The organism is Chitinimonas violaceus (genome assembly GCF_052601015.1).
On the sequence record NZ_JBQXDJ010000060.1, the window covers coordinates 1 to 22155 of the forward strand.

Annotated in this window: 21 protein-coding genes; 12 read left to right on the forward strand and 9 right to left on the reverse strand. The window is 52.9% G+C overall.

Annotation, left to right across the window (positions count from 1 at the left end; translation table 11 throughout):
- Positions 1-110 precede the first annotated feature (110 nt).
- The 7 genes from ACUHMQ_RS16655 to ACUHMQ_RS16685 all read right to left on the reverse strand — a co-directional run bounded on the left by ACUHMQ_RS16655 (position 111) and on the right by ACUHMQ_RS16685 (position 6282).
- Positions 111-329, reverse strand: a complete 219-nt coding sequence (locus tag ACUHMQ_RS16655; protein ID WP_445296587.1) for a hypothetical protein — start codon at positions 327-329, stop codon at positions 111-113.
- Positions 330-384: 55 nt separating this feature from the next.
- Positions 385-1413, reverse strand: coding sequence for a recombination protein RecT (gene recT / locus ACUHMQ_RS16660; RefSeq protein WP_445296588.1), 1029 nt, complete (start codon positions 1411-1413; stop codon positions 385-387).
- Positions 1414-1428: 15 nt separating this feature from the next.
- Entirely contained in the window at positions 1429-2256 is an 828-nt protein-coding gene (locus tag ACUHMQ_RS16665; RefSeq protein ID WP_445296589.1) for a PD-(D/E)XK nuclease family protein, read from the reverse strand.
- 73 nt (positions 2257-2329) lie between these two features.
- Positions 2330-2749 (reverse strand): hypothetical protein, encoded by a 420-nt coding sequence (locus tag ACUHMQ_RS16670; RefSeq protein WP_445296590.1) that lies wholly within the window; start codon positions 2747-2749, stop codon positions 2330-2332.
- Between the two features lie 183 nt (positions 2750-2932).
- Positions 2933-3778 carry a BRO-N domain-containing protein gene (locus ACUHMQ_RS16675; protein WP_445296591.1) on the reverse strand — a complete coding sequence of 282 codons (846 nt, stop codon included), beginning with the start codon at positions 3776-3778 and terminating at the stop codon, positions 2933-2935.
- Positions 3779-4643: 865 nt separating this feature from the next.
- Positions 4644-5456 (reverse strand): hypothetical protein, encoded by an 813-nt coding sequence (locus ACUHMQ_RS16680; protein ID WP_445296592.1) that lies wholly within the window; start codon positions 5454-5456, stop codon positions 4644-4646.
- The gene (locus ACUHMQ_RS16685) at positions 5416-6282 is read right to left on the reverse strand and encodes a hypothetical protein (protein ID WP_445296593.1); all 867 of its coding nucleotides are present in this window, start codon (positions 6280-6282) and stop codon (positions 5416-5418) included. Before ACUHMQ_RS16685 ends, ACUHMQ_RS16680 begins: the two co-directional genes overlap by 41 nt.
- Before the next feature lie 505 nt (positions 6283-6787).
- Here ACUHMQ_RS16685 and ACUHMQ_RS16690 point away from each other — a divergent pair.
- The 6 genes from ACUHMQ_RS16690 (at position 6788) to ACUHMQ_RS16715 (ending at position 17183) form a co-directional block, all read left to right on the forward strand.
- Complete coding sequence (locus ACUHMQ_RS16690) at positions 6788-9037, forward strand: DUF6531 domain-containing protein (protein WP_445296594.1); 2250 nt, start codon at positions 6788-6790, stop codon at positions 9035-9037.
- A 3-nt stretch (positions 9038-9040) separates the two neighbouring features.
- Positions 9041-11329 carry an RHS repeat domain-containing protein gene (locus ACUHMQ_RS16695; protein ID WP_445296595.1) on the forward strand — a complete coding sequence of 763 codons (2289 nt, stop codon included), beginning with the start codon at positions 9041-9043 and terminating at the stop codon, positions 11327-11329.
- A gap of 16 nt (positions 11330-11345) precedes the next feature.
- On the forward strand, positions 11346-11762 hold the full coding sequence (locus tag ACUHMQ_RS16700; protein ID WP_445296596.1) for a DUF7684 family protein: 417 nt from the start codon (positions 11346-11348) through the stop codon (positions 11760-11762).
- A gap of 161 nt (positions 11763-11923) precedes the next feature.
- Positions 11924-15100, forward strand: a complete 3177-nt coding sequence (locus ACUHMQ_RS16705) for a type VI secretion system Vgr family protein (RefSeq protein ID WP_445296597.1) — start codon at positions 11924-11926, stop codon at positions 15098-15100.
- A gap of 2 nt (positions 15101-15102) precedes the next feature.
- Entirely contained in the window at positions 15103-16572 is a 1470-nt protein-coding gene (locus ACUHMQ_RS16710) for a LysM peptidoglycan-binding domain-containing protein (RefSeq protein WP_445296598.1), read from the forward strand.
- On the forward strand, positions 16569-17183 hold the full coding sequence (locus ACUHMQ_RS16715) for a hypothetical protein (RefSeq protein WP_445296599.1): 615 nt from the start codon (positions 16569-16571) through the stop codon (positions 17181-17183). Before ACUHMQ_RS16710 ends, ACUHMQ_RS16715 begins: the two co-directional genes overlap by 4 nt.
- A 102-nt stretch (positions 17184-17285) precedes the next feature.
- On the opposite strand, the gene ACUHMQ_RS16720 is transcribed toward ACUHMQ_RS16715, so the two are convergent.
- On the reverse strand, positions 17286-17876 hold the full coding sequence (locus ACUHMQ_RS16720) for a helix-turn-helix domain-containing protein (RefSeq protein ID WP_445296600.1): 591 nt from the start codon (positions 17874-17876) through the stop codon (positions 17286-17288).
- A 68-nt stretch (positions 17877-17944) separates the two neighbouring features.
- Between ACUHMQ_RS16720 and ACUHMQ_RS16725 the strand changes: the two genes are divergently transcribed.
- From ACUHMQ_RS16725 to ACUHMQ_RS16750, 6 genes are all read left to right on the forward strand, one after another.
- A complete protein-coding gene (locus ACUHMQ_RS16725) occupies positions 17945-18211 on the forward strand; it encodes a transcriptional regulator (protein WP_445296601.1) in 267 nt (88 codons plus the stop codon).
- 321 nt (positions 18212-18532) lie between these two features.
- Positions 18533-19534, forward strand: coding sequence for a YdaU family protein (locus tag ACUHMQ_RS16730; protein ID WP_445296602.1), 1002 nt, complete (start codon positions 18533-18535; stop codon positions 19532-19534).
- Entirely contained in the window at positions 19527-20225 is a 699-nt protein-coding gene (locus ACUHMQ_RS16735) for a DUF6475 domain-containing protein (RefSeq protein ID WP_445296603.1), read from the forward strand. The genes ACUHMQ_RS16730 and ACUHMQ_RS16735 overlap by 8 nt, the downstream gene beginning before the upstream one ends.
- A gap of 172 nt (positions 20226-20397) precedes the next feature.
- Positions 20398-20784: a DUF1064 domain-containing protein gene (locus ACUHMQ_RS16740; protein ID WP_445296604.1), complete on the forward strand. Its 387-nt coding sequence runs from the start codon at positions 20398-20400 to the stop codon at positions 20782-20784.
- Positions 20781-20990, forward strand: a complete 210-nt coding sequence (locus tag ACUHMQ_RS16745; RefSeq protein WP_445296605.1) for a hypothetical protein — start codon at positions 20781-20783, stop codon at positions 20988-20990. The genes ACUHMQ_RS16740 and ACUHMQ_RS16745 overlap by 4 nt, the downstream gene beginning before the upstream one ends.
- A 1-nt stretch (position 20991) precedes the next feature.
- Positions 20992-21699 carry a hypothetical protein gene (locus ACUHMQ_RS16750; RefSeq protein WP_445296606.1) on the forward strand — a complete coding sequence of 236 codons (708 nt, stop codon included), beginning with the start codon at positions 20992-20994 and terminating at the stop codon, positions 21697-21699.
- Between the two features lie 106 nt (positions 21700-21805).
- On the opposite strand, the gene ACUHMQ_RS16755 is transcribed toward ACUHMQ_RS16750, so the two are convergent.
- The coding region (locus ACUHMQ_RS16755; protein ID WP_445296607.1) for an ATP-binding protein at positions 21806-22155 on the reverse strand (350 nt) is incomplete at its 5' end.

The window sequence follows — 22155 nt, forward strand, 5'->3', positions numbered from 1 at the left end:
CAATCCGTTTCCACTTCTTGTCGCTTAAATCGGTCGGGTACTGTCGCTTTCTCCTGCCGCTACTTTTTTAGCCATGTCAAAATCCAACACATGGGAACAGTTTGAGACTTTTAAAACACACTCTTAGGAGAGAGCGTGTAGAGGATAGGAAAGCCTGGATTCTTAATGCAGGTAAGTATGCGTTCCTTTGCCATTCGATGTAGTGTCGCTGCAACGGTTTCCATGGGTAATTGGAGTGCTTCGGCTAACTCTTTAGCGCTTGCTTCCGAAGCAACACTGAGGGCATTTCTGATCTTGGCATCAAGTGCAATTTTGTCTTCGAGTTTCATTTCATTTTCTCTTTACGCAGTAATTTAGCTAAATGAAAGTAGTGAAAGAGGGAAGTTATTCGATGTCTAGCGATGCGGCGCGGCGAGAGCCCGCTGCACGGGGTGATGTGGCTGCTGCCTCTGCCCGTTCACGTGCATGAATGGCTGCGGCTTCTTCCGGGGTGGGTGTCCATAACCCATCGGGTTCTTTGGCCTGTGGTGAGGTAGCAGCCGGAGTGCTTTCCGCTTCATCATTGCTGAGCATCGGGGCATCGTCGCTCAGCACGGTGTATTCACCTGTCAGCACTTGATCCAATCCCTGGCTTGTTCCAGAGTCGGATCGACTATCCAGGGCTGTCGCCGTCGCCATTTCAATTGAAACAGGCAGGTATTTAAAGAGCCGACGTAATACGGTTTTGCGACCCATTTCGATGAAGTGTGGACCCCAAGCACTCTCGTTCTGTTTCTTCTTACGCGAAGCCATTTGCCAGCCTTGTGAGGCGTCGCGAATTGCCTCAACTTGCTGTCTGCTCATCACCTCGAAGGCATAGCCGCCACCGACCAGCTTGGCGACGGCATAGAAAGCCACTACCTCACCACGCTCGCCAAGTGATGGCTTATGGATAAGTTTTTCGTCCAACCCATAGGCGTAATCAAACTCGTCGTTTGCGCAGACTTCGTGTGCTGAGATACTGACTACCTGACCAGAGCGCCGCGCCAGATCAATCAACCCTTTGTATCCGAAGATGATCTGAACTTCCGTCCCTACCACCTTCCACTCACCCGCAACATTGGCACGCTTCTCGAAGGGAATTAGGTAGGCATGCCCTAGCGGTGTGTTGGGTTCCAGACCAAGCTGGGCGCATTGCACGGTAGCACCCATTAGTGACTCAACCGTACAGTTCTGCAGCTTGGGAGTAGTGCGTAAAGCACCCAGGGCGATCTTCAGCATACGGTCAGGAGTGACATGCTTAGGCAGGACAGCAGCAACTGCTCCCTTCTGGCTTTCGAAGAACTTCTTTACGTTTCCCATCCCAGCTTCGCGAGCCGGCATAACTGAGGTTCGTTTGAGTTGCTGGATATCAATTGCAGTTTGGGTACTCATCGTATTTGCCTGTTCTTAGTCGTGGTAAAGGCAGGATTGCCACCGTGCGCAGTACTTGGGGTGGCAGGTGACGCTTTGGGGGTTCGGGGGAAATAGACCGGTGCGAAACATCTCGGCACCAAACTCGATCAATCCTCGGTTTTCTGCATCGCCGACCATGGCTCGGCGAGCGTCTTTGATTTCCGCAGTCGCGATTTCTGGCCTGCCTTTGGTCTTGAGGCCGATGATTTCTGCCGGGGCATTAGGTGCGATGCCGGTCGTATGCTCGTAAAGGAGTTCATAGGTGCCAACCTGGGCAAGGTGCCCCTTGGTCTTGGCGCGGCCTTTTTCGACTGCGGCCCCGCCTGACTTCAAGTCACTGATACCGACGCCTTGCGTTTCACGCCGTATACGGCTGCGGTCCAAGGTGCCGGTTAGCTCAACGACCATCCCGCCTCCGCAATCGATCTGAAACGGCTTGGTGGTCATTTCCACCGCGACAAATTCGAAACGCGGGGACCAGTCCAGGCAGTAACGGGTATGTAGTGAAAGCCCTATCGACTCAGCATCACGCAGGTTCAAATCATCGTCTGTCCAGGCAACCTCAAAGGGTGGTGTATGCAGCATGTCCACCAGGGCTCCGGCAGCTTCATTCGGCGTCAATGCTTTGCCTTCTATGCGAGCTTGGTCGAAGGTGGCTGTACTGGCGTGTATCGCGGTACCCAGTAGGGCGCGAGGCCCACTTGGTTTGTGCATGCCGAGCAGGTGTTCGCCTTCCCATTTATGGGCACAGTCAAACAACTTTCCCCAAGATGAGGCGCGTACAGTCACAACCTGCCTGGGGGCTTGGTAATCGGGGTTCATAGATTCTTCTTAGGAGTTGCGTCTTATAGGCACTGCGCTTGGCACAGAGCCTGTCGAATTCGGGAGGTTTGGCTTATGTGCCGAAGGTCTCGGACTGGCCGCCTCGGTAGTAATTTGTGACCACGTGCTGGCGTAAGGGAGTCGGTGTCAGCTGGTTCCGAATGCTTCGGGCGCATTCGCCGATTTCTTTGCGGAGGCGTTCAATGCGTTGTTTTGCCAGGATGTGTGTTTCGCGTCGTGCCAAGTCGTGGCGGGAAGTCATGCTGGCTGCGGAGTGGGCAATCAGCTTGGTAAGTAAGTGGGCTGACTCTGCATTCAACGCTGCTTGGGCATCGCAGCAGGGGGCAGTGCAGGCGGTAGGCTTATCTTTCCGTACTTTCATCACCGCCCGACCACAAATCATTCGGCCGTGTGCTTGGCCTAAATTCATACCCTTTGTCTTGAGGACTTCCACAACTGTGCGTTGGTCTGACTTGGAGAAAAGAATCGACATCGCTAACCCGTCTGATCGTTAAATAATACTTAACGACACTGTAAGATTTAGCTTTGCAATAGTCAAGCAAAAATGAAGTAATTTAGTGTGACAATTGAGAGATACTTAATTTTTAGATTGGATAGACGCAAAAAAGCCGCCCAGGCTTTAGAGCATGGACGGCACGCTTTGAGGTTGAAGGGGTTAGATGGGCAGGCTGGCTCTGCCGATGCGGGCATCGAACACCGCAACTACATCAGCCTGTTGGCGGGCTACACTGGCAAACCACTCCCGCATATTGGACAACCATTCTTTGGTGACGATTATGGAGTCAGGCTTTATCTCATACCCCTCCATTCGCCCATCCTTCCTGACATATTGGATATACATTTGGGCTACATTGTCGTGGAAGCTGATCCAGTCTTTTGAGAATGGTTCGTCAATTGCGATCTGACTGAGCTTGACCAGCACCTCCGCAAACGCGCTGGCGGGAATCTCTTCCAGCGGGCCAAACTGTTCCCTTATGCCCTCCCACAGCTTGTTTTCCATTTCTGGCTGTCGGTAATGCTCGAAGCACTGGAGCATGACTTGATGATGTGCGTGGATAGCACTGAGTTGTTCTGGGCTAAATCCAGCGTTGCCAGTGTGTTGGTAAGTGCCTTGCTTTCGAATGCTGGGAAGTACTTCAGACGTAACCCATTTGCGAAAGCGGTGAGCAACTGTCCCTGGTTTAACTGCATCGCGACAGCGTAGGATCAAGGTATAGAGGCCGGATTCATTGACTAGGTTGAGGCTTTGAGGACCATTTCCTGCCGACCCTAACTTTAAGTTAGGGTCGGAAAACCATTCCGCAGAACTAACCATTTTCTCATCACTATCTAGTGAGATCACGGCTTTACTTGGATTAAGCAAAGCCAATGCTCGGCATACATCTACTGCAACGAACCATGGGTCCCCATTGATCAATAGCGACCGAATATTCCAGCCTTCAGATTGAACTTGAAAAGAATATAGCTGTGGCGCGGACGCGCCTAGAACGCTAGTGGACATTGCAGACTTCCTCATATGCAGATTGTGAATCCGCTACCCCAACGCCAATTGGGGGGGGCGGAACCGTGCAGGATTGGCGTACCGGAATGAGGAACCGGCGGGTCTTGCGACCCTCCCACACGGCCCGCCCAAAAAGGGAATAGCTGTGCAAACGGACGCAAAAAAGCCGCGCATTGAAGTAAGGCGGCTTGATCCGCCTCATTACCGGGACGCCAATCCCGTATCGCTGATGAGCAGCGACGGGAACAGCTTAACCCGGTTCAAAGACGGACGCAACTGGAAGGAAATTTGGTTTAGCTTGATAAATGCTACGGCAGTGCATCAATTAAATCAAATCTAATGCAGAGGTGGGTACGAATTGCAAACTTACTGTCCGCCTGAACGATGATGAAAAGGGTCGGAATTAAATTCCGACCCTTGATCAAAGCCATAGAAAAGCGCGTCGGTTCAGCCGACGCTCTTGGTAAATTTTCGACCCTAACTTTTCGTTAGGTTCAGAAACACGCTTTCGAAGCCGAACCATTCGATTGTCTTTGCCTGCGACAAGCCCTGAATTAAATTCAGGGCTTGTTTAACCTCATAAGGAGCAAGAATTGCCGTACTTAGGCAGCCTGACACTCAGTGAAAGCGTTAGGCGCTCTGAAGTGGATGGTAAAGGTCGGAATTCAATGCCGATCCTTGATCAAAGCCAAAGAAAAGGGTGTCGGCTGAACCGACACCCTCGGCGGTGTTACGATGGAACTGTTATAATGTTTCTAACACGGCCCCTTCGGTGTCCTCGCTTCGGCGGGGATGCTGCTGGGGTTTTTTATTGGCTTGATCAGTGCGGACAACCCCCCGCCCTTCAGGACGGGGAGGAAGTTAACTAGGCAGCCTGCAGAAAGCGAAGAATCTCTGCCTGAGACTCAGTGACAGAACTGATGTGTGTCTCAAGGTTTAATTGCTTGCCCAGGCGGACAATCAACTCCTTCAACTTGGGTTCATGATTCCCGACAATGAAGGCTGCTGTTGCAAGCTGCCCGTCGCTACGCATGACGAGATCAAGCAAGCCCAACTTTACGGCTTCAGCTGGTGTAAAGCGCTCGTGGCGGGTATCAAGCACCATGGCAAGACGGCCGTTGTAGATAATGTAGAACCTATCCTGTTCCTGGCAGAACTGCATTCCTTCCGCTAACCCATCTAGTCCTTCATAAATGACTTGGAATGGCGGGATGGGCGAGATGTGACCGCCAGCTTGCAGGAACTTCTCTTCAGGCCCCCTTAAGAAGCTGATGTGGTTTGTTACCAGCGAATCCAATGCCTTTTCAGGTGTTGGGTAGTGCCATTCCATCTCCGGACCATAAACCAGCATGGAGGGAACAGGATTTCGTGCATCGTTATTGTTCAACGAATGCTGCGCAGTTGCGACTACCCGAACAAGTTCCTTGAAGGCTAGGGCAGAGAATTGCGTCCTAAGCGGCTCCAAGTCGGCAAATCGACTGAGAATCTTGCCCGAAGGATAGCCATTACCATTAAGAACCAGTACCGCTACTCCGCATGCGATCTGTTCGTTAGAACCCAGCGAAGTGCGCAGGCTGATCGTCCACCTTACGCCACGCGCATCATTACTCGTGTGGTTTGCAGGTATGGCTGCTTTCTTAAGCCGTGAGACTAAGGCTAAAGCTTCCGTACTGGGCATGTGTATTCCTTGTCAACCATGAGAGTGATGCACGTTCACGCAATAAGCGCATAACTACCAATACCAGCGATGCATCACCCAAAATTCGTGATAATTCTTTGGTCAAAAATTCGTCTGCGTCTTTCAACAAACGCTCATGCGCCTTAGCTGCATTCATGACGGAGATTGCCTCTTTTGAGGCAAGCGGGACGCCGTAAACAGCATCAGCCAGCTTGTTATAAATCGCCTCCCCTGCACGTGTCGGACGCAACTTATCAAGGTGTGGTTCATCGAGTCGGGGATTAGATTCACTTAAGCCAAGGCAGCATCCACCATCGATCAAACCGTAGGTAACGCCACCCGGCCAGGGCAGCCGCACCAAGTTACCGAGGTTAGCATCTGCATTTGCTAGCCATTCTACGAGTGCGATGGCTTCGTCCAGTTGGGACCACTTTCGCAACTCTTCTGTTTCAACTGGAGCACTACAGGTTTGCGGAGGAGCATCCGCAATCAGAGACGAAGTGACAAAGCAGGGAACCTCTTCACCCCACTCTTTCAGCCAATCTACTTCACGGTATAGCGACTTCAACATCGTTGCAGGTATCACCATCAGCCATGCTTGATCTGGGCATTCCAGATCCCGCAGCTTACTTAGTCCCCAGAGCAGGACTTCACCGACGAGGAAGTCACCAGCCTTGGGGAAGGCTTTGATGTAAACCTGATGTTCTTGTCCATGCTCATCCGTGATATCAGCCAGTGAAACGCAGGATGAGAAGCCATAAAAGGCGGTAACTAAGCCACGTAAGTTCGTGGCATTGAGTACCGTTAACGGAGGAAGCCAAGCCATCAAATAATGTTCTTCTTTGCACCAACAGTTGCCTGTCGGCTGTGATTAGTGGCCGGCAATATTAGTAGAGTATTGTTTATTTAATATACAAAACCGACGAACGGTATGTTTTTGATCTATGACATTTGAAATAAATATGATATGTGGGTTATGGCAATCAAATTTTTCATGTCCGATTTTGTCCCTTCGAATACGCTAGGTACTGGTTACTAGCGGTATAGGCCAATAGCGCATGCAGCCTAGATTAGCTGCCAAATTGAGGCTTATCCCCTGGCGAAATTCCTTTCCAGGCAGAGACTTATCGGGATACTTAGTCAATTGACATGTCCACCATTGCCGGATACCCTCCGCGCCGGAAATTTCTAGAGCTTTGCGTCTAAGCCCAAAGTCACACCATTTGGGCGTCTCTTTAGCTAAACCTTTTCTTTACCTACCAGCCATAGCCACACTGCGGCTGAACACCTTGTACACATCCATTTCTCATTCTTACTTGGGATACATACGCGTGCCTTATCACTTCGTTAGCCGGGGTTTGCCCCCATGCTTGATTACTGCGCTGGCATTAGCTTCGCCTATGGCGATGGCGGATGCATCGCTCAAAATGCCTCACTACCGCACCAATAAAGAACTGCACTCCTCCTTTGCTGCTGCAAAGCAAGAGCTGATTCAAGGCTATGCCAACAATTACGGGCCAGGATGCGCCAACGTCGATTGGGTGTTTCTAGGCGTCAGCTGGTACCACAACACGGCGACCTGGGAAGCAAGGCATCATGGAATGCCTGAGTGCGGTAAGAACGGTTACAACAGTGTGATTGCTAGCTGCGGGGATGGTGTAACGACCAAGGCGAATGCCGGTGGTGCATGGTGCAATACTGAATGCCCAGAAGATCAGTATCCCGTCGAGGGCACTGATCCCAAGGTTTGCAAGCCGATTCCGATGACGGAGCAACCACCGACGCCCGGTGGTGGAACTGGTAACAAGGATGCGGATTCTGACCAGGGTCAACCCGATACTTGTTCGGGCAACCCGATCAACACCGCTACTGGTAACAAATATCAGCGCGAAAACGATTTCGGCATCGTCAGCCGCATTCCGTTCTTCCGCAGCTACAACAGCGCCTCGGGCACAGTAGAAACCGGTCTGGGCAAAGGCTGGCGTCACAACTGGCAAGCCCGCATCGTGCCTGTCCGGGTTTCGATAGGCCCTAAGCCTACCGATGTCGCCTCAACCTTCGTCTGGCCAGACCAGAACAGCCCGATCACCATCCGCCGTTATCGCATCGAGCGACCTGATGGCTCCTCGGTGGATATCAGCCGTGATGGTGAATTGCTTGATCCTGCCACCAAGAGAACCTTACGCGTCGTTGTGAGAAACGACGGCGTTACTTTGTTCTCTCCGACCACCGTTGAGCAATACGATGCAGAGGGGAAACTCACCTCACTGCGCTACATTGCCGGCCGTACTTACACGCTGAGTTATCAGAACGGCTTGTTAAGCCAAGTCACCGAAAACGGCTCTGCATTCAGCCTGACCTTTACCTATGATGCGACCACCAAGCGTTTGCTGAAGGTCGAAACCGCGGGCAAGAGCAGTGCAACCTACGCCTACAGCGCAGACGGACTATTGACGGGGGTGACCTACGCCGACGCCACACAACGTCAATACCGATACGATGATGCCAAGAAACCCGGCTTACTGGCCGGCATCATCGACGAAGCACAAAAGCGCTTTGCTACTTGGGCCTACGATGAGCAAGGCCGTGCGGTACTGTCCAAGCACGCCAATGGTGTTGATGCGGTTACCCTGGCTTATGGAATAGATGCTGATGGCCAATGGACCGATGAAACCTCACCGCTCGGCGCCAAGCGCCGTTACCACTTCAGGAAGATCGGCACCGGCCTTTTCCTGACCGGTAACAGCCAACCAGGCGGTGCAGGCTGTAATGCCAGCAACAGCAAGCTGGTTTACGACGCCTATGGCAACGTGACTGAAGCGACCAACTTCAATGGCAGCGTCACTCGTTATGAGTATGACGCAGCACGGAAGCTGGAAACCAAGCGCATCGAGGCCACAGGCACACTCGATGAATATGTGGTCACCACCGCTTGGCATCCAACCCTGCCGGTACCAACAAACATCAATAATCCTCGCAGTAGAACGTACTTCCAATACTTCAACGATGAGGATGGTCTGCTGCAGGCCAAGGCTGTCATCAATCTGAGCAACAATCATTACCAATGGCGCAGTTGGACTTACGACCAGCATAGCCGCATCACCAGCGCCAAAGCTCCCAACGACCTGGTCACTACCTATACCTACGATGCCGCTGGCAACCTCGCTACGGTCACGGAACCTTCTGGTTCAGTCACGCGCTATACGCAATACACGGCTGACGGCCTGCCGCTAAGTATCACCCGCCCCAATGGCGATGTCGTCACGCTGACCTATGACCAACGCGGACGTTTACTTAGCCAGAAGGTTGGCGCGTTGGCTACGACCTACAGCTACACCCCGACGGGTCTGCTCAACACCGTTGCTACACCTGACGGCAATCTGCTGACCTACATCTATGACGACGCCCAGCGCTTGACCGGCGTGCGCGACAAGCTCGGCAATAGTACCCGCTATGTGCTCAATGCAGCCGGTACCCGCACCCGTGAAGAAGTCGTGGCAGGCAGCAGTCTTACTGCGCAAATCAAGCGCATTGACGCTGACATGATTGCCCTCACCCAACCTATGCCGCAAGCGAGCTAAGCCATGTTATTCACAACACCTAAGCGCCTGCTGGCGCTCGCCGCGGCCTGTGCCCTTGCCATGCCGGCAACCGCCACGGTCATTCAAAGCGTGGACAAGGAATATGACCAGCTGGGTCGCGTCAGCAAGGTATCCCGCCCCGATGGTGGCTGGGTCAGCTATGGCTACGATCCCATGGGGAATCGCACCGAAATGCGCGACAACCTCGGCCGGGTCACCACCTATACCTATGATGGGCGCAACCGCCTGCGCAGCATGACTGACCCAGGGGGCGGTATTACGCGCTATGCCTATGACACCCAGCAAGGTACTACCAGCGTCACCGACCCGCGCGGTCTGGTAACAACCTATCACTACGATGCATTCGACTATCTGATACAGGTTACCAGCCCGGATACCGGTATCACCCGCTACACCAATCGTGAAGATGGGCGAAGGCTCACCAAGACCGATGCCAAAGGCCAAACCACCCAGTACGCGTACGACACAGCCGGCCGCGTTAACAAGGTGACGTTTGCGGATGGTAAGACCCAGACCTATGCCTTTGGCGCCAGCGGTACCGCTACAGGCATGGTCACTGAAGTAACCGATGCCAGCGGTAAGACCGTACTCACTTACGGGCCTTACAGCCGTGTTGCCAGTGAAAAGCGCACGATCTGGAACAAGGATTACACAATCGGCTACGGCTTTGACACAGCAGGTCGCTTCAATAAGCTAACCTACCCCAGCGGCCGCATTGTCACCTACTTCTACGACAACGTTGGCCAAGTCAGCAAGATAACGACCAAGCAAGGCACCGCTGCCGAGAAGATCGTCATCCAGAACCTGAAATATCGACCTTTCGGGCAGGTAACCGGTTGGACCTGGGGCAATGGCGAAGTCCGCACGACGGGCTATGACAACCTGAACCAGATGACCACGGTCAGCCTGGGGGATAGCACGCTTACGCTAGGCAGAGATACCGCAGGCCGCATCACCAGCCAGAAAATCAGCGGCGGTTGGTGGGAAAGGTTATTACAGCGGCTGGGCCTGCCTATCGGCCAAACCCACAGCTATGGCTACGACAAACTGGACCGGCTGACCGAATGGCAAGATGGCCGCATCCTGACCCGCAATGGCTTCTCGTTCTCGCCCAGTGAAGGCTATGGCTACGACGCTAATGGCAATCGTACAAGCCGGCGCAGCGATGATGCGGTATCCCCGCAGGATGTGGACACCACCAGTAACCGGCTGAAAGCCAGTTCAGGCAATGGCGACAACCCTGTTTACCAGTACGATGCCAATGGCAGCCGTACCAGCGGAAATGGCAGCTACACCTATGATGCCCGTGGCCGATTGGTCGAAGCGTCCGGCGCGCAATTCACCATTAATGCGATGGGTGAACGCGTCGCCAAGACTTACCAGGGCACAACCACCATCTTTCATTACGACGTATCGGGCCGGTTGATTGCTGAATCGGATCAAGCAGGCGTATTCAAACGCGAATATATCTACCTCGGTAACACCCCCGTTGCACTAGTAGACAATGGTATGGACATTCGTAACATCCATACCGACCACCTTGGAACGCCACGGCTGGTGACCGATGCCACCAAACGCGCCATCTGGGCCTGGGAACTCGGTGAGCCGTTTGGTGCGTCTAACGCCAACGAAGACCCTGAAGGTACGGGAGCAAAGTACACCTTCAACCTGCGTTTCCCGGGGCAGTACTTCGACAAGGAAACTGGCAACCACTACAACTATTTCCGCGATTACGACCCAAAGCGTGGTCGCTATTTGCAGAGCGATCCGATTGGGTTAGAGGGTGGGATCAATACCTATGCCTATGTGGGTGGGAACCCGCTCAGATACACAGATCCGCGAGGCTTAATCGCCCTGGTTGATGACGCAGCATTTTGGGGGGCAATGGGTCTAGGGGCTGCATGCGTTGCTACACCTGCATGCAAGAAAGCAGTGTCTGATGGAATGAGTGCCGCAGTTAAGGCTTGTGAGACTGCTGCGGATAAGATTGGCGATATGGTTGCAGGCGCTGCTGGCGGCGCTCCTGATCCAGAAGATGAAGATGACGGTTTATCGAATGAAGACAAGAAGTCAATTCGTTCATTGGAAAAGCAGATTGAGAAACACAAACAGAAAATAGCCGACTTCAAGGCAAATCCAACTGTGCGGCCAGGTATGGAGAACCAGTCAGAAGCTGCTATCCGGGCACAGCAGGAAGCGCGGATCAGACATCTAGAAACGGAAATTCGAACTTTCCAGAGAAACATCGACAAAATACGTGGTCGTTATTGAACTAGGATTATGCGATATGAAGTCTTGTGAGTTATATATTGCGCAGCCAGAAGGGCATGATTTCAGTACTCTTGTTGAGATGCCAACAGTATGTTTGGTAGCTCTGAGCAAATTGCCAACTGGTCCGGCAGCCTTAGAGATGGTCAAGAGCTGCATGTCTGCGGGTGCAGTATCTTTTGCTTCAATCGGTGAACATGCGGATGCAATCGAAGACCAAATCGATGCTGCATTGGAGGGTGGAGAATTGGGTTGGCTAGAAATAGTTACTACATCCCATCAAGGTGAGTCTGTAGAGGACGTAGTGAACTTTCTCGTGCATGGTATCGATCCAAAGGCTGGCAACTCTAGGCTGCTGATTATTCTCGATGCCAATTTCCCCGATGGTAAGAGTTTGCTTGAGGAAGCACGTAGGGCCTGCGCAGTAAGTAGCTAGTCTCTCCAAAGCTTAGCTAGCCGGTGCCGGAGCAATCCGCACCGGTTTTTTTACGTCCGCTTTGCTCTTTAAGTTAGCGCTGGCTAATTTGTCGTTGTCTGGCTCGCCACTTACACTCGGGCCTATTAAAGAAGAACAGATGCAAGCAAGGAGGATTCTTTATGCCACCGTCGACCACAGACTTGCCGAAGGCATTTGTCGAGCTGTTTGACCCTACTGCCCTGTTCGACTCATATACCCGGCTCTTTGCGATCAAAGTGGCGGGCCTGCCTGACGACAAGCTATTGGTCGAAGCACTCCTGGGCATCGAGGCGCTATCGACAATCCCGGTGATGGAAATCAGCTGTCTCTCCACCGATGCCTATGTGGATCTCGGTGACTTGCTGGGGCGGCAGGTGGCCTTGGAAATCAGCCTGTCCGATGGTTCGCGCTGCAAGCGTACCGGTTATATCGCTGAAGCCAGCGACGACACCGGTGATGGCGGGCTAGCCCGCTATAAGCTGGTGGTTGTGCCTGGACTTTGGTATGCGCACAAGAATGTGCGTAGCCGGGTGTTTCAGCATCGGTCCATTCTCGATATCGTTGAAGCGGTATTGGAGCCCTATGCCCCCTATGTGGTGTGGCAGGCCACCAATGACGCTAAGACACAAGAACTGGCCACCACGCCGCTTCACTACTGCGTGCAATACCGTGAGAGCGACTACGTATTTATCCGCCGCCTATTGGCCAATGCGGGCCTGGGCTTCTTCTTCGAAGAGACAGGCGAGGCCGGTGAAGCGATGGGGGTAGCAGCCCAGCACCGCCTGGTGATCTTCGGAGACTCGAAACAACTGCTGGAAGACCGTAGTTCCCACCATGCCCTGGGCGGCCGTGGCATCCGTTTTCATGGCGACAGCAGCGTGGAAGAGCAGGACACGATCTTCCAACTACTGCAGGGCTACTACGGCGATGGTCCGGCCGTGTTGACCGCCCAGGCTTGGAATGACACTGGGCGGTACTCAGTCACAGCGAGCGCAGGGGAAACCAGCGGGGTGGAGCAGTTCATGCCGATGTCGGGGGCGCACCTGACCACCCAAGCATTGCTCCAGGCCCGTATCGATCTGATTGCCGACGTGGTGAACTGCTACAAGGAAAGCCTCCGGGCGGCAGGCACAGTGCGCAGCCTGCGCCCTGGCCGCCACTTTACCCTCACCCAGTACAACAACCGCCTGTTTGGCGAGGATCGCGATGGTGACCCGAAGCTGCTGCACTGCGCCCAGCGCTTTGCCGGCATCAACAACCTGCCCAAGGCCGCCAAAGAGACCGTTGCCTCCCGCCTGGGCAAGGATAAACAGTTTGCCACCCGGTTCGATTACACCTTGCAGCGGCTGGGTTTGCAGGATGAGATCCACAACATCGTCTGGCGCGAATCGCCAACCGACTTCAGTGGCTTTGCCGAAGCCGCCGAAACCAAGGGGTTTGTGCACCTGAGTCAATTGCAACGCTGGGAACTGCCATGGCGGCCGCTATTCCACGCCAAGCGTGCAGTGCCAGGCCCACTGGCTGCCGTCGTGGTGGGCGATGGCCCTATCCATACCGATCGACTAGGCCGAGTGAAGGTACGCTTTCCTTGGCAGACGGGCGAGAGCCCGGACGATACCGATACCTGTTGGATGCGCGTCATCCAACGCAGTGCCGGTCCCACCCGAGGCATGCAGTTCACGCCGCGTCCCGGCCATGCAGTCTGGGTGGATTTTCTGAACGGTGATATCGACCAGCCGATTGTGATCGGCAGCCAATATACCGGTGTGGGTGAAGGCGATGCCACCTACTCCCCCGCGCGGACTACACGCGACAGTAATTCAAACTTCACCCCACCCGATACCAAGGTGTTCAGCCAGGCCAATGACCGTAACCCCTCTGGCCAGGGTAATCTGCAGGGCGGGAACAGCCCGGTCTGGCATGGCGCCGCGCCTGGTGACGATGGCCACCGCCATGCCGGCGCTTTGCTGGGCATCCGGAGTCAGGCGCTCGACGGCAATGGGTATAACCAATTGTTATTCGACGACAGCGATGGTCAGTTGGCGGTTCAACTGGCCACCACCCAGGCGTGCAGCCAGCTGAACCTGGGTCACCTGATCCACCGTGCCGACAACTACCGGGGTAGCTTCCGCGGTGAAGGGGCGGAACTGCGTACCGATGCCTATGGGGCACTGCGTGCCGGCCGAGGGTGGCTGATCACCAGCTACAGCATCCGCCACGACAACAACACCCATGAACCTGCAGGCGAACTCGCAGGTCCACTGGCCCTGGTCAAACAGGCGCAGCAACTTTCTCAAGCATTGAGCCAGACCACTGCTACCCATAAGGGCATCCCCGCCGCCAGCCAGTTGGGCACCACCCGATCGCAATACTGCAGCCTTGATCCCAAGCGCAGCCCGATTCCCGCCTTTCTGCATGCAGTGCAGGGTCAGGTCGATGCCGAGGATGTCAGTAAAGCCCTGACGGATGCCGGCGATAAGAACATCAAAGCCAAGCCCAACAGCGCCAAGACGCCGGGTACGGTTCCGGCGATGACCGACCCGATTATTCTGTTGGCAGCCCGTAACGGGCTCATTACTGCCAGCGAGAATACGTTCATGCTCAGCAATGAAACCCAATCCTGGTTGGCAGGACGACACCTGCACCTGATGACAGGCAATCAGCTGCGTATTGATGCCAACCAGGGCGTGAGCATCGTCGGTGGATTGGCCGAGGGAGAGAAGGATGAACAGCAGGGCTTGAGCATCATTGTGGGTGAGGGTGACTTGATCGCTCAGGCGCACGACGGGGCGATGCAGATTGCGTCCAAGGGCAAGCTCACGCTCGAATCGGCAAGCGGCGACGTGACGTTGGCGGCTGGCAAGAAGATCATTATTCGCACTGCAAATGGGGCCAGCTTGACGATTGCTGATGGTGCAATTGAGGTAGCGTGTCCTGGAACGATCACGGTACAGGCCAGCAAGAAATCCTGGGTTGGGCCAGGAACCATGATTCAAGAACTTCCCAACTTACCCCAGTCAGTTCTTGCACCCAAACCTGAGAATAGTAACTACAGTCAACGCTTTGATTTTTCGAGCTTCTTACAAAAGGACAATTTACTTCAAGAAAGAATGCAACAAGCTACTTATGTAGCAATGCGACCAACTGGGGAAATTTTGTCTGAGGGTAAGCTTAATTCAGATGGAATGACGGATCGTATTTTCACCGAATCTGAAGAAGAATTGTTGGTCTTTCTTGATGATAAGCAGAGTCAATGGGCTGTCGAAGAAGAAGAACTGGACTTTGACGATATTGATGACGACGAGAAGAGTACGTAGAAATGAGTCGCTATACCCCTAAAAAGAGTGATTTTCATATTATTTGTGAAGGGGACACTTTTGAGAAAATAGCAACAAAATATGGCTTCAAATCCGCAGAATTGAAGCGTATAAATGGCATGAATAAAATTACTCGGAAAGATTTTGGTCGCCGTATTGCATTAAGAAAAGAAGCTGTATGTGGTATTCAAGGACTTGTATTGGATGCAGAACGACATCCAATTCGAGGAATAAAATATCGTATATGCGTACAAAAGCTAGATGCAACTAGGAAACTACCATCATCCGGTACTTATGATCAAAAGAAAGAAGGTAAAACAGGTGTTGACGGCTTAACAGTTCGAATTATTACGGAATCTCCGCGCGATCTCGTCGATTTCTGGGTATGGTATCCCAAGGAAGGTTGGAAGCTTGTCCGAAGTGGCCCTAGTGGTTATGGAGAACGTCGAATAACAATGTTAAGCCCTTATGTTTTGGTAAAGGCAAAAACAGCACCGCATGAAAAGAAACCGGGTGAAATAATCTCACCCACAATGAAAGAAGCACCTAGGTATGACCCTGGAAAAGATGTTCAGGTCAACCCTGAAGGAGAAGTACAAGCTTGGTGGGGCAAGGTCTCAGAAAAGTTTGGGTGGCGTGTTAAAGACACTAAAACAAAAGAAGGAAAACCGGTGGCTGTAGTAACAGCCGATGGCTTAGATTTGTCTTCACTTGATCATTATACTGGTGAGATACTCTCAGAAAAGCATTTCAAAGATGCTGCAGACGAGTTAGGTATTGAAGTCGCTTTAATTAAGGCAATTAATGAAGTTGAAGCGGGAAGCAGTGGCTTTATGAAGATTGGAAAAGTGACTGTCCCAAAAATTCTGTATGAACGACACAAGTTTCACAAATTTACCAATGGGAAATATACACAAGATAACCCTGATTTATCTTACCCGACCCCATATATTCTTAAGAAAGGAACATATGTCAAGTCAACGATGAAATTGAAGAGTATTTCTGGTGAAGATGTAGACTTTGCTTATTACAAAAGATATAACAAAAAGACAGATAAGGCTGAAGATGCCATTTCTGGAAAACAACTTCTGGGGGAGAAAGTACGAGCATCTGGAGTTAATACGTATGCGGCAGGCGAAGAAAACTACAAAAGACTAATGCGATCCCAGAAATTAGATAAAGAAGCAGCCTATATGTGTTGCTCATGGGGAGCTTTCCAAATATTAGGAGAGTATGCAACAATAATGGGATATGCCTCTGCAGTTGATTTCGGTGAAAAAATGTCGCAATCAGAAGCAGAACAATTGAAGGCATTTGTCCTTTATTGTCAGAAAATATCTCCGGGTATAATTCCTCATATGAAAGATAAGAATTTTGCCGGAATAGCGAGAGCATATAATGGTCCTGGATATAAGGACTATAACTATGACACAAAAATTGAAAATGCATATAAGAAGTGGAGTCAGAAGTGAATAGTTATAGCAGTATTTCAATAGCAATACTCTCTTTGGTGCTTTATACCAGTGCATTTTGTGCCACTCCAGTATCCGGGGATTATGGTGGTGTTTTGCTAGCATTCGATAAATCAAGTGGCTCCATATCGGGAGAGTTTGAATCTTCTGCTGGAGGAGAAGGCCCGGGAGAGGTTACTTGTAAGTTTTTCTTTTATGGGAAAATTAAAGGAGAAACTGAAGCAGAGATAAAGCTGGTTGATCCGACTTATCTCTCAGAGGAAATAGGTGGGAAAGTAAAGTTCGGCGAAACAGGTGGGAAGCCATGGCTGTTGCTTAAATCGGATAAAGCTGTAGGGGCATGTGCACGGTACGAAGATTTCTCGTTGCAAACGCCATCACGTCGCGATCTTCTTAATACAACAGCAATTAATAAGATGGGAATTGTAGTATCCAGCAAAGCAAAATTATTCAACTCTCCATCAGCGGAGAAGCCAATGCGAGCCTATCTTGTTTCTGGTGATACGGTTATTGTTCTTGATAAAAAAGAAAATAGAACAAAGATAAGATTCGTTTCAGATAGTGGAAAAGCCACAGAAGGATGGTTGGAGAATTCAGTAATTAAGCCTTAAAGTGCGATATCTGAAACAAATACAATACAGACCACTCCCCCAATATGAACCATTTCACTTTGGGGGTTTTTCGCACTTTAGGGAGTACAAGTGCACGAAATACTATGAGCGCCCACGCCAGTTTGGTGCTTTACTAGGTTTTCCCTTCGCTTCTTCAATAGCGGCATTAAATCCTGCTTTCCTTTCCTCGATATCAGCAGGTACTTGGTGCACATCAAAACTTCGCAGCAATGTAGCCAGGGCATTTGCACCTCCACGCGGCAAAGTACGACGCTGTGACATGGAACGTAACTGATTCACCAGCGGTGCAATTTCCGGATCAAGCTGACCTACGCCCACCATCAAGTTGGGATCGGCGTGAATAACCTGCTGCAACACACCATCAATCTGTTCAAGGCTTAGTGAGCGGGAGTAATACAGCCCCAGCATGACTTGCAATTGGTCATGCAACTCTTCAGGCACGGTCACTTCAAGCCCATTTTCGCCTGTTAAGAAATAAGACATCGATCGACCCAATTCGCGCGACAACTTCAGTAGGTTCATCGACGTTATCGAGCCCGTCTTAATAGAGGAACTCAAGGCGGGCGGCGTCATGCCGATGGCAGCCGCCACGCTAGCCTGTGATTTTCCCTGCGCCTTAATTTCCGCAACGATTCGCATGCCGACTGCGGCATCGCTATTTGGCCTAGCCATAAATAATTACCCTGTTATGTTGGATTTATCTTTACGTATCGTAGTGTATTGCTTAATATCCAACGACTATGACTGATCTTAGCTACCAACACAAACCCCTCCTTCCAAGCCAGCAAGCTGTCCGGGAGATTTGCAGAATGCTTGGTGGTCAACGTGTACTTGCTGAGCGGATGAAAGTCACGCCATCCACAGTGAGTTACTGGGCTTCCGGCAAGTATCCAGTACCCGTACAGCGTTGCATCGAACTCGAGCAGCTAAGTGGTGGCTGCTACAAGCGCCATCAGCTTCGACCGGATATTTTCCAGGCACCTGCTGCTGACAAAACTCCTATCTAGTGTCGCATGGCATTAAGTTAAATTCAATTTAAATTTAATCAGGCACCCTAGCTTTTGGGTGCGCGGGGGCGTCCTCATGCCTTATCAACACGAAGTATCTAGTACCTCTCCAAGCCTCACAGATACAGAGCCTGGGTTCAGCCTTCACCCGCTCGCGGTGAGCTTAACTTTACTTGCAGCTTTCGTTTATCTCTCCTGGCTCGATAACCAGAACGAGCAACCAGCAAAGTCCCAAGCTGCGACGGAACAGCACCTGTCACGCGTGACAGGTACGAATCGTTGCGACAACTGCACGTTGCCAGCCGATGCGGAGCAAGGAGTATGAATTACTTCGAGCATCACATCGGTGACTACGCAGCTGCGACTTCCCACCTTACCTTACTTGAGGATGCCTGCTATTCGCGCTTGCTGCGCCGTTACTACCTAGAAGAGGAACCATTGCCTGCAGACCACAGGCAACTGGCTCGCTTGGTGTGCGCACGTACAGATGAAGAGAAGCAAGCCCTGGAAGACGTGCTTAACGAGTTCTTCATCCTTGAAGACGGTTACTACATCAATAAACGTGCGGACCAGGAAATAGCTAGGTTTCGTGAGGGTTCGGATGAGCGTGAAGAGCGTCGCCTTAACGAAAAAGAACGCCAGCGTCGCCACCGCGAAGAACGCAAAGCCCTATTTGAACAGCTACGTGCGGTAGGCATTGTGCCTCCCTATGACACCCCCACAGCGACGCTGCGGACGATGCTGGCTTCTGCGCCAAAGGTAGCTGCGCCTGAAAGTCGATCTGAACCTGTCACGCGTATGTCACAACCTGTCACGCGTGATGCAACGGCTACCCAAGCACCATTCCCATACCCAATCCCAATCCCAGATATAGAGGAAGAAAGCAGCAGCATAGAAAACTCAATCTGTGTAGCGCCAAAAAGTGTCGAGCCAGAAAAAGCCTTGCCGCCGCCGCAGGGCAATGCCACCCAATCTCGGGCTTTGGAATTGACCATCCTGCTCCGCAAGCGTGGCGCCAGTCTGCAAGCCAGCAATCCGCATGTGCAGGAATGGGCAAAAAGCGGCGTTAGCGATGCCACCGCCTTGCAAGCCCTGGAAATCGCTGAGCAACGAAGAGCCAACCAAGGCAACGCTCAGCCGATCAATGCCGGCCTGTTGAACGCCATCATTGGGGATCTGGGGAGCCCGATCCAAAGCCCCCACCGACCCACTTTTACCGCCAAGCCGACGCTCAACCGCCAGGAAGCCCTGGAGGCGAGTAACCGCAGGGTTGCTGAGGAATGGTTAGCCAAGAGACAAGCAGCAAGAGGTGTGCATGCGTAACGACGAAGAGAGTGTGTTCTCAGCATTGCTGAGCGATGTATTGGGTTTCTACGGGAAGTCTGTGTCGGACTTCACCCTGGATGTTTGGTGTGCCGCCATGGAGCCCTTTGACCTTGCTGCTGTGCGCATGGCGCTCAACCGCCACTGCGTCGACCCGGATCGCGGACAGTTCCCGCCCAAGCCGGCCGACATCGTGCGCATGCTTCAAGGCGGGGGCAGCAAGGACAGCGCTGCGTTGGCCTGGGCTCAGGTGGACAAGGCGCTCCGCAGTGTCGGCACCTACCCAAGCGTGGTGTTTGACGACCCGATCATCCATGCCTGCATCACCGACCTGGGTGGCTGGACCGCCTTGGGCCAGATCAGCAACGACGAGTGGCCGTTCTTGGGCCATCGCTTTGTGACGCTTTACCAGGGCTATCGGCTGCGTGATGCCTTGCCGCCATACCCGCCCGTGCTGACCGGCATTGCCGAGTCTGAAAACAGTCAGCGCGGCATGCAATCTGACCGGCCAATGCTGATTGGCGACCCGGTCAAGGCGCAACGTGTGATGTCCGGTGGGTCTGCGAGGGCGGGATTACGCCTTACTCGGGCACCAAGTGACGCAGGTGGGCTGCGGCTTGCCTACTCGAGGGAGAGCGGTCCTAGGCCGGTTTCTTTCGCCGCGACGGTGGAACAGGCGGTGGAGGTATGACCGTGCGCTGCATCGACTGCCAAAGCTTCAATCTGCTGGACTCCGACATGAGGATCCATGACTTGGGCAATTGCAAACGCAAACCCAGCAGCCAGTACTTCAGCGCCACCTTTCCACGTCGCTGTAGCGACTTTGTTTCAACCAAGCCGTCAGTTATCGCCAAGCGAAACGAATGGCTCGAATACACGAGGAATACCCCATGCACACCAGCGGCCTGAAGCGGATGCAAGCCCTGGGCCGGCTCAAAGTCGGCGAGATGAACAAGACGGAAGCTGCCTATGCACAGCGCCTGGAAGCGCAACGCCAGCGCGGTGAGGTCATTTGGTACAAGTTCGAGGGCGTCAAGTTGCGCCTGGCTGACAACACGTTCTACAGCCCGGACTTCGCAGTCATGGCGCAGAACGGGCAGATGGAGATGCATGAGGTCAAGGGCCATTGGCAGGACGATGCCCGCGTCAAGATCAAGGTCGCAGCTGATCTTTACCCATTCCGTTTCATCGCGGTGAAGCCTCAGCCAAAGCGTGATGGCGGTGGCTGGAGTACGGAGGTGTTCGAATGAGGATCGCACACCAACCAGTTCGCAGCAGTCTGGCGAAGTATCAGCCCAGGCAGACGCAAGACGAAGCATCGCTCAAGCAGCTACGAACCAGGGCATGGCGGGAGCAAGGGGTGTTGGTGATCAGGCCGGAGGATCTGGCGGATGGCTGGGAACGCATCACGCTGCAAAGCATTGGCAGCCGCATTTACGGAAGACAAGGGAAATAGGATGGCGATTTTTAGAAGCGTCTCGCAGGCAGTGCACTTTGCCTACCTGATCCAGGCATACGAGCCTCATGCCGAAAGTCAGATGGCGGGCAACCTGCGCCGGATGATGAACGAACACCTCATCCTCGAAATTGCCAAGCTGCGGCAGACCCTTGCCACTACGGCGTCACCCGCGAAGCAACGGCAGCTACAGGGCAAGCTGCAGTCGCTGCTTGATGAACAAACCCATGGGGCTGGTTCCAGTATCGACTTCGGGGAGTTGGACAAGCTTGAGGTACGTGGGCAGTGCGCCCTTATCCGTGCTGCTGTCCGCGACCATCTGCCCAGCCAGGAGATGTTCGCTATCGAGGCTCGCTACGAACCCATGCTGGAAGCCCGCCAAGGGATGGAGAGCGGCCCAAGGTGGAAGCCGACCGAGCGCGCAAGAAAACGGAGCGGCAATGCGCCTTGTGCCAGATCCCGCCAAGTCATCGACCGTTACTGGCCTGCCAACAAGCTGGCTGCTGTTCAGGGCTTGGTGAGCTACCTGCAGCCAAGGTTCAGCACGATACCCGGCGAGCAATTGACCTTGCTGGTGGCTCGGGCAGCAGATCGCCGCATGGTACGGGCGAACTATCGGGAACTGGCTGAAATGACGGGCGTGCACAACTCAACCCTGGCTCGTAACGGCGTGCAAGTGCGAGACCTGTTTGCGCTGATTGAATATTGACCCACCCTGCCGATTGAATATTGACCCAGTGATGGTTGCCGCCGTTTGACCGGCGACTGTGCATAACTATATCTCTACGGGCTAGTCTCACCCGTGGATTTTCCCGTCAGAATGCCTCGTCCGCCCCCTCCCGCTTTTGCTCCCTGGATTTGATTCGCGCCTTTGCCGACAGACTACTGTGCTGAAACCGATAAGATTCATTACCCGTCTCCACAATGTGGCAATGGTGCGTCAGCCGGTCCAGCAGGGCTGTCGTCATCTTGGCATCACCAAATACACTCGACCATTCCGAGAAACTCAGATTGGTGGTGATGATGACACTGGTGTGTTCATACAGCTTCGACAACAGATGGAACAGCAAAGCACCACCAATCTGACTGAACGGCAGGTAACCCAACTCATCCAGAATGACCAGATCCATGCGCATCAATGTCTGGGCTGTCCGACCGGCTTTCC

What these genes read in the sequence shown, in the direction of transcription:
- ACUHMQ_RS16665 (WP_445296589.1), bottom strand. Translation starts at nt 2,256, where the DNA reads ATGAACCCCGATTACCAAGCCCCCAGGCAGGTTGTGACTGTACGCGCC.
- ACUHMQ_RS16670 (WP_445296590.1), bottom strand. Translation starts at nt 2,749, where the DNA reads ATGTCGATTCTTTTCTCCAAGTCAGACCAACGCACAGTTGTGGAAGTC.
- ACUHMQ_RS16745 (WP_445296605.1), top strand. Translation starts at nt 20,781, where the DNA reads ATGAGGATCGCACACCAACCAGTTCGCAGCAGTCTGGCGAAGTATCAG.
- ACUHMQ_RS16730 (WP_445296602.1), top strand. Translation starts at nt 18,533, where the DNA reads ATGAATTACTTCGAGCATCACATCGGTGACTACGCAGCTGCGACTTCC.
- ACUHMQ_RS16685 (WP_445296593.1), bottom strand. Translation starts at nt 6,282, where the DNA reads ATGGCTTGGCTTCCTCCGTTAACGGTACTCAATGCCACGAACTTACGT.
- ACUHMQ_RS16655 (WP_445296587.1), bottom strand. Translation starts at nt 329, where the DNA reads ATGAAACTCGAAGACAAAATTGCACTTGATGCCAAGATCAGAAATGCC.
- ACUHMQ_RS16705 (WP_445296597.1), top strand. Translation starts at nt 11,924, where the DNA reads ATGCCACCGTCGACCACAGACTTGCCGAAGGCATTTGTCGAGCTGTTT.
- ACUHMQ_RS16720 (WP_445296600.1), bottom strand. Translation starts at nt 17,876, where the DNA reads ATGGCTAGGCCAAATAGCGATGCCGCAGTCGGCATGCGAATCGTTGCG.
- recT (WP_445296588.1), bottom strand. Translation starts at nt 1,413, where the DNA reads ATGAGTACCCAAACTGCAATTGATATCCAGCAACTCAAACGAACCTCA.
- ACUHMQ_RS16680 (WP_445296592.1), bottom strand. Translation starts at nt 5,456, where the DNA reads ATGCCCAGTACGGAAGCTTTAGCCTTAGTCTCACGGCTTAAGAAAGCA.
- ACUHMQ_RS16700 (WP_445296596.1), top strand. Translation starts at nt 11,346, where the DNA reads ATGAAGTCTTGTGAGTTATATATTGCGCAGCCAGAAGGGCATGATTTC.
- ACUHMQ_RS16735 (WP_445296603.1), top strand. Translation starts at nt 19,527, where the DNA reads ATGCGTAACGACGAAGAGAGTGTGTTCTCAGCATTGCTGAGCGATGTA.
- ACUHMQ_RS16710 (WP_445296598.1), top strand. Translation starts at nt 15,103, where the DNA reads ATGAGTCGCTATACCCCTAAAAAGAGTGATTTTCATATTATTTGTGAA.
- ACUHMQ_RS16695 (WP_445296595.1), top strand. Translation starts at nt 9,041, where the DNA reads ATGTTATTCACAACACCTAAGCGCCTGCTGGCGCTCGCCGCGGCCTGT.
- ACUHMQ_RS16725 (WP_445296601.1), top strand. Translation starts at nt 17,945, where the DNA reads ATGACTGATCTTAGCTACCAACACAAACCCCTCCTTCCAAGCCAGCAA.
- ACUHMQ_RS16740 (WP_445296604.1), top strand. Translation starts at nt 20,398, where the DNA reads ATGGCTCGAATACACGAGGAATACCCCATGCACACCAGCGGCCTGAAG.
- ACUHMQ_RS16675 (WP_445296591.1), bottom strand. Translation starts at nt 3,778, where the DNA reads ATGTCCACTAGCGTTCTAGGCGCGTCCGCGCCACAGCTATATTCTTTT.
- ACUHMQ_RS16750 (WP_445296606.1), top strand. Translation starts at nt 20,992, where the DNA reads ATGGCGATTTTTAGAAGCGTCTCGCAGGCAGTGCACTTTGCCTACCTG.